14 protein-coding genes are annotated in these 12666 nt (G+C 61.7%); 3 read left to right on the top strand and 11 right to left on the bottom strand.

All coding sequences use genetic code 11. The features are described from left to right. Window positions 1-538 precede the first annotated feature (538 nt). On the top strand, window positions 539-1588 hold the full coding sequence (locus QTL96_RS26100; protein ID WP_289729759.1) for a low specificity L-threonine aldolase: 1050 nt from the start codon (window positions 539-541) through the stop codon (window positions 1586-1588). A gap of 87 nt (window positions 1589-1675) precedes the next feature. Here the strand turns inward: QTL96_RS26100 and cyoD are convergent, their stop codons facing one another. The 9 genes from cyoD to QTL96_RS26055 all read right to left on the bottom strand — a co-directional run bounded on the left by cyoD (window position 1676) and on the right by QTL96_RS26055 (window position 9091). After that, window positions 1676-2029, bottom strand: a complete 354-nt coding sequence (cyoD, locus tag QTL96_RS26095; RefSeq protein ID WP_289729758.1) for a cytochrome o ubiquinol oxidase subunit IV — start codon at window positions 2027-2029, stop codon at window positions 1676-1678. Continuing rightward, on the bottom strand, window positions 2026-2655 hold the full coding sequence (gene cyoC / locus QTL96_RS26090; RefSeq protein ID WP_289729757.1) for a cytochrome o ubiquinol oxidase subunit III: 630 nt from the start codon (window positions 2653-2655) through the stop codon (window positions 2026-2028). The genes cyoD and cyoC overlap by 4 nt, the downstream gene beginning before the upstream one ends. Before the next feature lies 1 nt (window position 2656). Next, the gene (gene cyoB / locus QTL96_RS26085; protein ID WP_113197134.1) at window positions 2657-4657 is read right to left on the bottom strand and encodes a cytochrome o ubiquinol oxidase subunit I; all 2001 of its coding nucleotides are present in this window, start codon (window positions 4655-4657) and stop codon (window positions 2657-2659) included. Then, window positions 4644-5786: a ubiquinol oxidase subunit II gene (cyoA, locus tag QTL96_RS26080; protein WP_289729756.1), complete on the bottom strand. Its 1143-nt coding sequence runs from the start codon at window positions 5784-5786 to the stop codon at window positions 4644-4646. The genes cyoB and cyoA overlap by 14 nt, the downstream gene beginning before the upstream one ends. Before the next feature lie 250 nt (window positions 5787-6036). After that, window positions 6037-6507 (bottom strand): nuclear transport factor 2 family protein, encoded by a 471-nt coding sequence (locus QTL96_RS26075; protein ID WP_289729755.1) that lies wholly within the window; start codon window positions 6505-6507, stop codon window positions 6037-6039. A 104-nt stretch (window positions 6508-6611) separates the two neighbouring features. Then, complete coding sequence (locus QTL96_RS26070; RefSeq protein WP_289729754.1) at window positions 6612-6938, bottom strand: nuclear transport factor 2 family protein; 327 nt, start codon at window positions 6936-6938, stop codon at window positions 6612-6614. Between the two features lie 13 nt (window positions 6939-6951). Next, a complete protein-coding gene (locus QTL96_RS26065) occupies window positions 6952-7935 on the bottom strand; it encodes a saccharopine dehydrogenase NADP-binding domain-containing protein (RefSeq protein ID WP_289729753.1) in 984 nt (327 codons plus the stop codon). A 1-nt stretch (window position 7936) separates the two neighbouring features. Next, window positions 7937-8332, bottom strand: coding sequence for a VOC family protein (locus QTL96_RS26060; RefSeq protein WP_289729752.1), 396 nt, complete (start codon window positions 8330-8332; stop codon window positions 7937-7939). Between the two features lie 15 nt (window positions 8333-8347). Then, window positions 8348-9091: an SDR family oxidoreductase gene (locus QTL96_RS26055; RefSeq protein WP_289729751.1), complete on the bottom strand. Its 744-nt coding sequence runs from the start codon at window positions 9089-9091 to the stop codon at window positions 8348-8350. 136 nt (window positions 9092-9227) lie between these two features. On the opposite strand from QTL96_RS26055, the gene QTL96_RS26050 reads away from it, so the two are divergent. Further along, window positions 9228-10109, top strand: coding sequence for an AraC family transcriptional regulator (locus QTL96_RS26050; RefSeq protein WP_289729750.1), 882 nt, complete (start codon window positions 9228-9230; stop codon window positions 10107-10109). 204 nt (window positions 10110-10313) lie between these two features. Here the strand turns inward: QTL96_RS26050 and QTL96_RS26045 are convergent, their stop codons facing one another. Together QTL96_RS26045 and QTL96_RS26040 are read right to left on the bottom strand one after the other, a co-directional pair. Then, window positions 10314-10442 carry a hypothetical protein gene (locus QTL96_RS26045; protein WP_018899769.1) on the bottom strand — a complete coding sequence of 43 codons (129 nt, stop codon included), beginning with the start codon at window positions 10440-10442 and terminating at the stop codon, window positions 10314-10316. Window positions 10443-10599: 157 nt separating this feature from the next. Next, a complete protein-coding gene (locus QTL96_RS26040; protein WP_289729749.1) occupies window positions 10600-11454 on the bottom strand; it encodes a LysR substrate-binding domain-containing protein in 855 nt (284 codons plus the stop codon). A gap of 113 nt (window positions 11455-11567) precedes the next feature. On the opposite strand from QTL96_RS26040, the gene QTL96_RS26035 reads away from it, so the two are divergent. Next, entirely contained in the window at window positions 11568-12572 is a 1005-nt protein-coding gene (locus QTL96_RS26035; protein WP_289729748.1) for a bile acid:sodium symporter family protein, read from the top strand. Window positions 12573-12666 lie beyond the last annotated feature (94 nt).

The raw sequence follows: 12666 nt of genomic DNA, 5'->3' as shown, positions 1-12666 counted from the left end.
CGCTACTGTGCGGGCGGCTCTTCGTCGCACACCGACCCTGATCTTAGGTTCGGCGCATGACAGCGCTGTTGCATTATCGAAGATCCGGTCGCCGGCGGCAGGCTTTCCCCGGGAAGGCAAAGCCTTTCCCGACAAAGCAGCCGTTGCGCTCCGCGCCTGCCATGCGTCCCGCGCGAGGAAACTCGTCCGCGCTCGGGAAACTATAGCGTGAAACCCAACGAGTGTAAGGTCTTTTGGCGCCTCTTCGGCCTTAGCGGCCAAAATAGGACAGCAACCCTGTCCTAATTCATCGGTTCTATGCCAGAAACGTGACAGCTCCGCAAGGGCCATGGATTAAAAAAACGTCAATTAACGACGGAAGATTGCCAAATTGATCGGCAGCGCGACATAAAATTACGCCGTTTCGTTCCATATTGTATGTTGATTGCGGAATTCAATTTTTGTGATGGGTCCCGCCTCGATTGCTTGATCCAGTGAAGCTTTGGATTAAGCTCCGCTGCGAACCAGCCCCCACCTCCATATCTTCCAGGTTTTTCTCATGATTTTCGCTTCCGACAACTGGGCTGGCGCCCACCGTTCCATCGCCGAGCGCCTGCTGCAGGAATCCGCCGGTTTCGCCGCCGCTTACGGCACCAGCGATCTCGACCGCCGCGTCGAGGCCCGCTTCGCCGAGATCTTCGAGCGCGAGGTCTCCGTCTTCTTCGTGGCGACGGGAACGGCCGCCAACTCGTTGTCGCTCGCAAGCGTCCAGCGCCCCGGCGGCATCACCTTCTGTCACGCCGAAGCCCATGTGATCGCCGACGAATGCGGCGCCCCCGATTTCTTCAGCCAGGCGCGCCTGTCCCCCGTCGATGGCGAATTGGGCAAGATCGATCCGGCGAAGCTCTCCAAGGCGATTGCCGCCTACCCCGAAAACGCTGTTCATCATGGCCGAGCGACGGCGGTCACCATCACCCAGGCGACCGAGATCGGCACCGTCTACTCGCTCGACGAGATCGACGCCATCTCCGCGATCTGCAAGACGCGCAAGCTGCCGCTCCACATGGATGGCGCCCGCTTCGCCAATGCGCTGGTGGCGCTTGGTGCAAGCCCGGCCGAGATGACCTGGAAGCGCGGCGTCGACATCCTCTCCTTCGGCGGCACCAAGAACGGCTGCTGGTGCGCCGAGGCGATCGTCGTCTTCGATCCTGAAAAGGCAAAGGAGATGCCCTTCATCCGCAAGCGCGCCGCCCAGCTCTTCTCCAAGTCGCGCTTCATTGCCGCACAGTTCGACGCCTATCTGGACAACGGTCTCTGGCTCGATCTCGCCGGCCACGCCAACGGCATGGCCGATCGCCTGCGCGCAGGCATCGGCGCCAGCAACTCCGCCCGCCTTGCCTGGTCGACGTCGTCGAACGAAGTCTTCGCCATTATAAAGAAGAGCGCCGGAAAGACCGCCGAAGACAAGGGCGCGAAATTCTACGAATGGCCGATCCCCTCAGCCACGCCTGATCTCGTCGGCACTGATGAGATCCTGATCCGCCTCGTCACCAGCTTCGCGACAGAGGAAAAGGACGTCGACGGCTTCCTGGCATGCCTCGCATCCTAACTCTCAAACGCCGATAGGCCCGGTGATCGAAATCACCGGGCCTATCCTCATGACGCCGCCCCCAGCCGAGCGGCGCGCATTCCTCAATTACATATTGCTCATTTCGCCCGTGCTCATCGGCATCATGTTCACGTTCATGTTGTACATGACCCAGACGGTGCCGACGATCGTGATGACCACGATGATGGCCGTGAAGATGAAGGCGATCAGCGTCCAGCCGTTTTCCGCGCGGCTGTCGACATGCAGGAAGCAGACGACGTGGACGATGATCTGCGCGATGGCCAGCGCGAAGATGATCACGGTGGTCGCCGTGGCATTTTCCAGCGCCCCGGACATGACCAGCCAGAACGGAATGACCGTCAGAATGATCGACAGGATCGAGCCGGTCCAGATGCTGCCCTTGCTGCCGTGAGCGGGCTCGGTGTGATGATGTGTGCTCAACGAAGTGCTCCAAACAGGTAGACGACGGTGAAGACGCCGATCCAGATGATGTCGAGGAAGTGCCAGAACATCGACAGGCACATCAGGCGACGCTTGTTGTCCTCATTCAGTCCGCGCTGGGCGATCTGCACCAGAAGTGTCACCAGCCAGATCAGGCCGAACAACACGTGCAGGCCGTGCGTACCCACAAGCGTGAAGAAGGCCGACAGGAAGGCACTGCGTTGCGGCGTGGCACCCTCGGCGATCAACGACGAGAACTCGTAGAGTTCCACGCAGAGGAACGCCGCGCCGAGCACGCCGGTGACGGCGAGCAGCCGCCACATCTGCGCCGTACGGCCGGCGGCCATCGCTTGCATGCCGATCGAAAGGACGATCGACGATGCGAGCAGGAAGCCGGTGTTCAGCGCCACCAGCGGCAGCTCGAACAGGTGCTGGGGCGGAGGCCCACCCGCATAATTGCGGCTGAGCGTTCCATAGACGGCGAACAGCGAGGCGAAGATCAGCGCATCGCTCATCAGGTAGATCCAGAAGCCGAGCATCGTGGCGCCGCCACTGTGATAATGCTCCTCGGCTTCGGGCAGGTGATAGACGCGCTGGGCGTCCTTGTTGACGAGTTGGATGGTCATGTCAGGCCCTCGCTGCCGGCTGCTGCGCACGCTTGCCTTCGGTAAGCGCGATCGCATCGGCCGGGATGTAGTGATCGCGGCTGTAGTTGAAGGTGTGGACGATCGAGACGACGAGGATGCCGGCGAAGCTGATGGCGGCCAGCCACCACATGTACCAGATCATGCCGAAGCCAAGTGCCGTGGCCAGTGCCGCAACCACGACGCCGGTGGCGGTGTTGCGCGGCATGTGGACAGGGCGGAAGCCTTCGGTCGGATGCTTGTAGCCATGCTCCTTCATGTCCTGCCAGGCGTCGAGTTCATAGACGACGGGCGTGATCGCGAAGTTATAGGCAGGCGGAGGCGAAGTCGTCGACCATTCCAGCGTACGGCCGCCCCACGGGTCGCCGGTGACATCCCGCAGCTTGTTGCGCTTCACGATGCCCATGACGATCGCCATGACGAAGCCGAGCACACCGATGAGGATGATCACGGCGCCGATCAGCGCGATGACGAAGTAAGGCTGCAGCGTCGGATCGTCGAAGTGGTTGACGCGGCGGGTGGTGCCCATCAGGCCGACGATGTAGATCGGCGTCCAGGCGACCCAGTAGCCGATGACCCAGCCCCAGAAGGCAACCTTGCCCCAGAACTCGTCCATCTTGAAGCCGAAGGCCTTCGGGAACCAGTAGGTCATGCCGGCGAAGAGACCGAAGACGACGCCGCCGATGATGGTGTTGTGGAAATGCGCCACCAGGAACAGCGAGTTGTGCAGCACGAAGTCGGCAGCCGGTACGGCGAGCAGAACGCCCGTCATACCACCGACCACGAAGGTCAGCATGAAGGCGACGACCCACATCATCGGCAGTTCGAAGCGGATTTCGCCGCGGAACATCGTGAACAGCCAGTTGAACACCTTGGCCCCGGTCGGAATGGCGATCACCATCGTGGCGATCCCGAAGAAGGCGTTGACGCTCGCACCCGATCCCATGGTAAAATAGTGGTGCAGCCAGACGAGATACGAGAGAATGGTGATGACGACAGTGGCGTAGACCATCGAGCCATAGCCGAACAGACGCTTGCCGGTGAAGGTCGAGGTGATTTCCGAATAGATGCCGAAGGCCGGCAGGATCAGAACGTAAACCTCGGGGTGACCCCACATCCACACCATGTTCCAGTAGAGCATCGCGTTGCCGCCGAGATCATTGATGAAGAAGGCGGTGTCGAGATAGCGGTCGAGCAGCAGCAGGAAGAAGGCTGCAGTCAGTGCCGGGAAGATGGCGATGGCGAGAACGTTGCTGCAAAGCGCGGTCCAGGTGAAGACGGGCATCTTCATCAGGCTCATGCCGGGCGCGCGCATCTTGATGACGGTTGCGACCATGTTGACGGCCGAGAGCGTGGTGCCGATGCCGGCGATTTCGAGCGACCATAGATAATAGTCGACCCCGGTATCCGGACTGAAGGCCTTTTCCGCCAGCGGCGCATAGGACAGCCAGCCGGTGCGTGCGAATTCGCCGACGAACAGCGAGATCATCACCAGTACCGAACCCGCGACCGTCAGCCAGAAGCTGAGGTTGTTCAGGTAGGGGAAGGCGACGTCGCGCGCGCCGATCTGCAGCGGCATGACGAAGTTGACGATGCCGACGACCAGCGGGATCGCCACGAAGAAGATCATGATCGTCCCGTGGGCGGTGAAGATCTGGTCGTAGTGGCTCGAGTGCAGGAAGCCCTCGTTGCCACCGAAAGCAACGGCCTGTTGCAGGCGCATCATCACGGCATCCGAGAAGCCGCGCAGCAGCATGATGATCGCAAGCACGATATACATGATGCCGATCCTCTTGTGATCGACGGAGGTGAACCACTCCTTCCAGAGATAGCCCCAGAGCCGGAAATAGGTGAGTGCTGCGACGACGATCAGACCGAGCGCGGCGACCGCGATGAAAGTGCCGACAAGGATCGGCTCGTGGATCGGCAGCGATTCGAGCGTAAGCCGCCCGAAGACTGTCGTGGTGAAGCTATGGTCTTGCATTGGAACCCTGCTGTTCAGGCGCGGCGAGCGCGCCATTGTTGGTGCCGGTGTTGGTGTGGTCATGAGCGGCCGGAACGGCGGCGGTGACGTCGCCGGATGTCGAGGTGTGGCTCATGGATGGCATGCCCTGGCTCATCTGCCCCTCGCTTGACTGCATGGCTGAGTGATCCATGCGCGGCGGCGCAAACATGCCGCCATTGTCGCGATCAAGCGCGCGATCCTTCTTCATGATGTCGGCGGCGCATTCGGTGCCGGCGACCACGCAACGGTTGAGAACGCGATCAAAGAGACCGGAGGCGACGGTGGAGAAGTGCATGACGGGCACCTTCTCGCTCGGCTTGTCCAGTTCGACGTAACGATCGGTCGACAGCGTCTCGCCGGCGGCCTTTATCCCCGCGGCCCATTGGTCGAACCCCGCCTGATCGACACCGTGCAGCTTGAACCGCATGTCGGAATAGCCGGCGCCGGTGTAGTTGCCCGAATAGCCCCAGCTGTCGCCCGGCGCGTTGAGCACGGCGTGCAGCATCGATTTCATGCCCGGCATCGCATAGATCATGCCCGCCAGCGTCGGCGCCGAGAATGTGTTGAACTGGTTGGTCGAGGTGATGGAGAAACGTACGGGGACATCGACCGGGAGGGCCAACTCGTTGACGGTCGCGATGCCTTGTTCGGGATAGATGAAGAGCCACTTCCAATCCATGGCGACGACCTGGATATCGAGAGGCTTGTGGTCCTTGGCCAGCGGCTTGTCGGCGGAAATGCGGTCGAGAGGGCGGAAGGGATCGAGGCTGTGCGTCGTGATCCAGGTGACCACGCCGAGACACGCGATGATCAGGAGCGGGATCGACCAGACCACCACTTCGATCGGTGCAGAATGGGTGAAGTTCGGATCATACTTCTCGGGCGCTCGACCCTTGCGGTATCGGAACGCGAAGACCACGATCAGGGTCAACACCGGAATGACGACGAGAAGCATCATGCCGAGCGCGACGAGGATGAGGTTACGCTCCTGAAGAGCGATATCCCCCGTTGGGTTCATCACCACCATATTGCAACCACTGAGAGGAAGCAGCGCAAGAGGTGCGACAAACCGGCGAAAATTTCGTGATATGAATGTTTTCTGGCGCATCCCCGGAAGCTATGTCGCCCCCCGCGCGGCAGCTTTGACATAGATCAAACTTTGATCCCGATGACCGGTGATTCCGCTGCGACATTTTGTGTGCCGGCCGAAAATCGCGGAGTTCGGTCTCAGACGCCACCAAGCCAGCGCGCGGTGGCTTTGCTGCCAATTGCGGTCATCGCGTTACCCCGCAGCCATAGGCTAATAGGCGGCGGAGACAAAGTCTCTCGCCGCCCTCCTTGGGCACCTATAGGGGAGGCTAGATGCCGGAAAGAACTCCGATGTCGCCGGAGCGCCAGATATTGTCGACCGTGTTGCGGGTGATGACCCAGAAATCGCCGTTCCTCTTGAGTTCTACATCGTAGCGGTTCTTCATCAGATAGTGACGCGAGGGATCGCTGCGAGGAACGTGCTGTGCTTCGACCAGAACATCCATGCGTGCCGTGTCGCCATCGATCGTGACCCGCGGATTGTTGACGGAATGCGTGGTGTCCAGGTTGGCGAGTGATGTCGTCAGCGCCGAGACGATGAAGTCTCGGCCTTCGATAACAGGATATTCGAAGCCGGCCTTGGCGGCAGCCGGCCGGAAGTCGGAGATGGCGTTCTCCGCCAGCGATGAGGCGAGGAGATTGTTGTCGCGGAGATCGATACCTGCGGCGAAGCGATCGAGAGCCTCGACGACAGCGAGACGGTCCGCTGCGTCCTGTGCGAACGATGGCGATAGGGTCATAAACGTGCTCCTTGTTGTGCCGGAGGCCTGCGGAACGCATAACTTCCCCGGCATCGGCGCGTTGCGCGCCAATGTTTCTGGTTCGATAGGATTGGTGGGATCTGTTATTCGAGATCGGCGTCGATGCGCTCGATCAGGCCGGTGGCATTGATCGCGATCTTCAGGATGCCGATCTCGTGTCCGAAATCGCCGGTGAAATCGAGCCTGACGCTGGAATGGAAGGTGTCCAGTTCTTCCATGGACAGCAGCTTGCTTCTGGTGTTGTAGCCTACGAAAAACCGCTCAAGGTATTGGCGGACACCAGTGTGGCCAACGAAGGCGTCGCCGACCGAGATATCGTCGATGACGGCGTCGGTTGCGAACAGGGACAATGCTCCTTCGACGTCGAAGGCATTGGCGGTCGCGATGAAGGTTTCGACGAGCTTTTGCATGGTGCCGGGTTCCTCAGACATCGCTGATCGAGGTGTCGGCAATGGTCTGCGCGAAGCCGCTTCCGAACAGGGCCGCGGGAGCCTGAAAACCGGGACGGACTTCACCGCCAATGACGCGCCGGCCGGCCTCTGCTGCCGCCATCGCCGTGAACGTGTAGCCGTTGACCGTATCGAGGACGGAATGGGTGACCTTCCCATCCGCGCCGGTGACTTCGACGGACGCCTGGTAGCGGTTCGTCAGCCTCTCCTCTTCACTCGGGCCATCAGGGAGCCTCGAGAGGTCACCCTGCGGAAAACCATCGCCGGTGACATGCACGAAGGTCTCGACGTTGGGAATGCCCGTCGCGCGCCAGATGGTGATGAGATCGGGCAACGTCACCGGGAAGCAATCGACCGCACCCTTGCCGAAGTCGAATTTCCGAATTCCGTCGGCGGCGATGGCGACAAGCTTGCCGTCCACCCGCGCGAGGGTCTCGACGGTGACGTTCTCCATGGCGCTGATCGCCGATCCGCGTGACAGTCCGCCCGCCACATGCAGCGCGATACCGATCTTGCGAGGGTCGTTCACACGCGACACCGCATGTCCCGCGAGACTGCCAAGCATGGCGACACTACCGCCGCCACCCGGCATGAGCATGACACCTGCAGCCTTCGCGTCGTCGTCCAAAGTCTCGGCCAGACGATAGCTGTCGAGTTCGGCGGCGGTGTCGAGATAGTGCGCACCGTTGCGGATAGACGCCTTCATCAGTGCATCGGCAGTACGCATAAACGGACCGGCGCAGTTTAGGAGGACGGAGATGCCGATTAGGGAGGTATCGATCGCTGCAGCATCGTCGAGACTAAATATGCGGTATTCGACGCCGAGTTCTGCAGAGAGCTTGGAGAGGGTCGCTTCGTTGCGGCCGGCGAGAACAAGCGGCGTGCCTGCTTTCTTCGCATGCTCGGCTGCCATGCGGCCGGTATAGCCGGTCGCGCCGTAGATCATCAGTTTGGTCATGTCAGTGCTGCCATTCCTTGTAGACGAATTCGAGACTGTAGCCGTCCGGGTCGCGAACCTGGGCGGCGTAATAGCGGGGGTCGTAGTGGAGCTGTGCTCCCGGTGGATGAATTTCCGAGGCGCCTGCCATCATGGCGGCGGCGAAAGCTGCGTCGACCTCAGAGGTGCCATCGGCGACGAAGCCGATATGGACTGCGTGGCCTTCGACCACGCCTTCGCGGAGCCAGAAGAATACCCGGCCGTTCGCGCCGAACCCTTTCAGATCCGGATGGCCGGGTGGGCCGTTCTTCCCCTCGTAGTCATGGGCGTGAACGATGCCGAGTGGGGCCAGCGCCGCCTCGTAGAAGGCGATCGAGCGATCGATGTCGCTGACGGAAATGAAGACATGGTCGAGCATGTTGCTTTCCTTCGTTCAGATGATGTAGCCGCCCGCGACCTCGATGTTCTGGGCGTTGATCCAGCGGTTCTCGGAAGACAGAAGGCTGGCGACGACGCCACCGATCTCTTCAGGCTCGCCGACGCGGCCGAGTGCGGTCTGGCCTGCAAGCATCGCCTCGAACTCGTCGTTCAGGCCGCCGCCGAGTTCGGTGCGGATTGCGCCGGGCGCGATCGAGTTCGCCCGGATGCGTCGCTGGCCGAACTCCTTGGCCATGTAGCGGGTCAGGACTTCCAGACCACCCTTGAATGAGGCATAGGGGGCGACGCCTGCAGTCGCCACGCGCGTGGTCGCGCTGGTGATGTTGATGATCTGGCCACCGTCCGCCATCAGCGGCAGCAGGATCTGGGTCAGGAAGAACGGCCCCTTGAGGTGCACGTTGAAGAGGCCATCGAACTGATCTTCCGTCACCGTGGCTATCGGATTGAAGAGGCCGTATCCGGCATTGTTGACGAGATAATCGAAGTCGTCCCGGCCGAAGACGGACTGCAGTTCCGATGCAACAGCATCACGAAACGCCGGGAACGCGCCGGTATCGCCGACGTCGAGTTTTAGGGCAACGGCCTTGCCGCCGTTCCCCATGATCGTCTTCACGACATCCTGCGCCTTTGCAGGGTTGCTGTTGTAGGTCACGACGACGCCCATTCCCTTAGCTGCGCATTCGATGGCTGTGCTGGCTCCGAGACCCCGGCTTCCTCCGGTGACGATGACGATCTTCATGGCTGTTTCCCTGTCCGTTTGCTGTGCCCTGAAGCTAGGCCTGCGCCATCTCGCCCGCTCACCTATTCCTCTCCGAAGCTTGCCTATTTCTGCTTCCCTGTTGCGGAGGCGGTCCTGACATGCCACGGTCGCCTCCATGGAAAAGCAACTTCAGGAACTGCGCGCTCTGGCGTCGACGGCGGAAAACCGGCGCACGGAAACGGGAATTCCCCGTGTTGCGATGGTCCAGGGCGAGATCCCGGAGCATCGGCTTTCGGCCGTCTACGAGCCGATGATCAACCTGATCCTGACTGGCTCGAAAACGATGACGGTTGGCGAGCGGACTTTTGCCTACGACCCGGCGACGTATTTCGTCATGTCGGTCGACCTTCCTGCGGTGGGGTCGGTTCACCCTTCCGTGGCGGGAGAACCGTATCTGGCCGTCAGCCTGACGCTCCACCCGCCAACGGTCGCCGCCCTCATCGGCGATCTGCCCGTGCAGGTATGCAGCAAGCTGTTCGGCTCCGGTTTCTCCGTCGCACCGGTCAACGACGAGTTCCTCGACGCCTGGGTGCGGATGCTCCGGCTGATGGCCCGTCCGGACGAAATCGCCGTGCTTGCACCTGCATACGAGCGTGAGATCCTCTTCAGGGTGCTGCAAGGCCCGCTGGGCTGGATGCTGCGCGACATTGCCGCGCCCGATGCCGCACTGTCGCGGATCGGCGTTGCGATCCAATGGATCCGGGAAAACTTTGCCAAGCCGCTCAGGGTCGACGCTCTCGCGGAGATGGCGGCGCTCAGCGTCTCGGCGTTCCATCGACACTTCAAGGCAATCACGGCTCTCAGCCCGATCCAATATCAAAAGCAGGTCCGGCTTCTGCATGCGCGCAGGCTTTTGATGGCTGGCGAAGGAACGGCAACGTCGGTAGCCTTCGGCGTTGGCTATGAAAGCCCGAACCAGTTCAGCCGGGAATACGCAAGGCAGTTCGGACTACCGCCCTCGAAGGATCTCGTGCGGCTTCGGGGTGAGGCTGTGTGACGGCGTCTGGGCCGGGATGCTTTCCTGCAACGTCCCCTTCAGGCCGACTGCGGTCACTGGCGGCAACGGCTACCTCTGGAAAATCGCAGCCAGTGAGGGCAACACCGCGAAAGCCATTGCAATGACGCGTGAATGACAATGGTGATCCGCGCCCGAGGGCGGGATCACCACTATCGAGATCGTCGAGTTGATTCTCGTGAACGTCTAATTCTGATGCAGCATCACGGCGGAGGGCGGCGCCCCGTTATCCGTCGTCTTGCTATCGTGGCCGGCCACGACGATGAGCATCACGCAGGCGACCAGCCCGGAGACGAAGAGCGCTCCATATACCATCGTCCGTTCTCCCTGTAGCCCCGAACGTCGACCTTGAGCGAGGGCTAAACTAAGGGCTCCAAGGTAACCAGAAGCCTAAGCGACAGGGTTGAGGGATACTTAAAATGCCGGGCAATCGATTAACCACAAATCGCGCCACCCGGCCGGCCAGACGACCTCAGCTCGACCTGAGGCTCCGGACCTTGGAAAGAATATCGTCTGACAGCGCCGACACCAGCGCCTGGTCCGCACCCTTGCGCGGCACCAGCACGAACTCGACATCCTCGAGCACCGGCAGCTTGCCCTTGCCGATCACCTTCAGCCCCGATGGCGCCATGCTGCGCGGCTGCACGAGCACGCCCATGCCGGCGCGCGCAGCCGCCGTCAGCCCGCTCAGGCTCCCGCAGGTGCAGACGATCCGCCAGGAAATCTGGTGCCGCCCCAGCGCCTCAAGCGAGATCGCCCGCGTAACACTCGGCGGCGGAAAGGCGATCAGCGGCAGCGGCGAAGCGCTCATGATGTGATCGGGGTCGCGCGCCAGCCACACCAGCGGCTCGCGATAGACCAGCCGTCCCCGCGCGTCGCCCAGCCGCCGCTTGGCGAGCACCAGATCGATCTCTCCATTGTCCTGCATTTCATAAAGCACACCCGAGAGCGCCACCGTCAGCTCCAGATCGACGGACGGGTGCGAGCGCACGAATTCCTCGAGCACGCCGGGCAGCTGGCTGGTGACGAAATCCTCCGACACCCCGAGCCTCAGCTTGCCGCGCAGGCTGCGCCCGCCGAACAGCGATTGCACCTGCCCCTCGATCGACAGCATGGCGCGCGCATGCGACAGCAGCGCCTCGCCATCCGTCGTCAGGACCACCTTGTGCGTATCGCGGGCCAGCAGCCGACGCCCGACCGAGGTCTCCAGCCGCTGAATATGCTGGCTGACGGTGGATTGCCCAAGCCCCAGCCGCTCGGCGGCCAGCGTGAAGCTCCCCATCTGCTCGACGGCGACGAAGCTGCGCAGTTGCGTAAGATCAAGCATAATTATCCCGATTCGCGATAACTGTTATTTCTTGCATCGCGTATCATAATGGAAGAAACAGGATTGATCCATCAAAAGCCGGCTACAATGCCGAACAAGCCGAGACTAAGCCCATGCGCCGTTTCCTGCCCGACACTTTTACGATCCTTCTGGTCTGCACGGTCATCCTTGCATCGATCCTGCCGGCAAGCGGCGCCTTCGCGCACTACTTCGGCACGGCGACAACAATCGCGATCGCGCTCCTCTTCTTCCTGCATGGCGCGCGCCTGTCGCGCGACGTGGTGATTGCGGGCCTGCTGCACTGGCGGCTGCATCTGGTCATCCTGCTCACCACCTTCGGCGTCTTCCCGCTGCTCGGCATGGGTCTCGGCTTCATCCCTGATACGATCCTGCCGCATTCGCTCTATCTCGGCATTCTCTTCCTCTGCGTGCTGCCATCCACGGTACAGTCCTCGATCGCCTTCACCTCGATGGCCGGCGGCAACGTGCCGGCCGCGATCTGCTCGGCCTCGGCGTCGAACATCTTCGGCATGTTCCTGACCCCGCTTCTCGTCGGCCTGCTTTTCTCTGTCGGCGGCCATGGCGGCTTCTCGTGGGATGCGTTGCTGCAGATCTTCACGCAGCTGCTGCTCCCCTTCATCGTCGGCCAGGTGCTGCAGCCCTGGATCGGCGACTGGATCCGCGCCAAGAAGAAGATCCTGATGCCTGTTGATCGCGGCTCGATCCTGATGGTGGTCTATCTCGCCTTCTCGACCGCCGTTGTCGAGGGCCTGTGGCACACCTTCTCGCTCTCGGACATCGCCGTCGTCATCGTCGCCGACATGGTTCTGCTGGCGCTGGTCCTCTGCGCCACCACCTTCGGCAGCCGCCTGATGGGCTTCAACAAAGCCGACCAGATCACCATCACCTTCTGCGGCTCGAAGAAGAGCCTGGCGAGCGGCGTCCCCATGGCCAACGTCATCTTCGCCGGCCAGGCGATCGGCGCCATCGTCCTGCCGCTGATGCTCTTCCACCAGATCCAGCTGATGGTCTGCGCCGTCATCGCCCAAAAATACGCCGCCGCCCACCACCGCCGCGCCACCGCCGCCGAAGTGGAACAGGCCGCCAACCCGGCTTGACCGGTCGCGCCGCATCGGCGGCGTGACCCGACGCGCCGCCAACCAGGCGTGTCGGACAACAAAAAAGCGGCGCCCCCTTGGGGACGCCGCCTCG

It is taken from the genome of Rhizobium sp. S163, assembly GCF_030380805.1.
In the GTDB taxonomy this organism is placed as follows: Bacteria; Pseudomonadota; Alphaproteobacteria; order Rhizobiales; family Rhizobiaceae; genus Rhizobium.
The sequence above is the reverse complement of the archived record's forward strand: the minus strand, read 5'-3'. Positions and strand labels throughout refer to the sequence as shown.

Excerpts from the sequence above, each read along its gene's own strand:
- QTL96_RS26100 (WP_289729759.1), top strand. The coding sequence starts at position 539 with ATGATTTTCGCTTCCGACAACTGGGCTGGCGCCCACCGTTCCATCGCC.
- cyoC (WP_289729757.1), bottom strand. The coding sequence starts at position 2,655 with ATGACCATCCAACTCGTCAACAAGGACGCCCAGCGCGTCTATCACCTG.
- cyoB (WP_113197134.1), bottom strand. The coding sequence starts at position 4,657 with ATGCAAGACCATAGCTTCACCACGACAGTCTTCGGGCGGCTTACGCTC.
- cyoA (WP_289729756.1), bottom strand. The coding sequence starts at position 5,786 with ATGCGCCAGAAAACATTCATATCACGAAATTTTCGCCGGTTTGTCGCA.
- QTL96_RS26075 (WP_289729755.1), bottom strand. The coding sequence starts at position 6,507 with ATGACCCTATCGCCATCGTTCGCACAGGACGCAGCGGACCGTCTCGCT.
- QTL96_RS26070 (WP_289729754.1), bottom strand. The coding sequence starts at position 6,938 with ATGCAAAAGCTCGTCGAAACCTTCATCGCGACCGCCAATGCCTTCGAC.
- QTL96_RS26065 (WP_289729753.1), bottom strand. The coding sequence starts at position 7,935 with ATGACCAAACTGATGATCTACGGCGCGACCGGCTATACCGGCCGCATG.
- QTL96_RS26060 (WP_289729752.1), bottom strand. The coding sequence starts at position 8,332 with ATGCTCGACCATGTCTTCATTTCCGTCAGCGACATCGATCGCTCGATC.
- QTL96_RS26055 (WP_289729751.1), bottom strand. The coding sequence starts at position 9,091 with ATGAAGATCGTCATCGTCACCGGAGGAAGCCGGGGTCTCGGAGCCAGC.
- QTL96_RS26050 (WP_289729750.1), top strand. The coding sequence starts at position 9,228 with ATGGAAAAGCAACTTCAGGAACTGCGCGCTCTGGCGTCGACGGCGGAA.
- QTL96_RS26045 (WP_018899769.1), bottom strand. The coding sequence starts at position 10,442 with ATGGTATATGGAGCGCTCTTCGTCTCCGGGCTGGTCGCCTGCGTGATG.
- QTL96_RS26040 (WP_289729749.1), bottom strand. The coding sequence starts at position 11,454 with ATGCTTGATCTTACGCAACTGCGCAGCTTCGTCGCCGTCGAGCAGATG.
- QTL96_RS26035 (WP_289729748.1), top strand. The coding sequence starts at position 11,568 with ATGCGCCGTTTCCTGCCCGACACTTTTACGATCCTTCTGGTCTGCACG.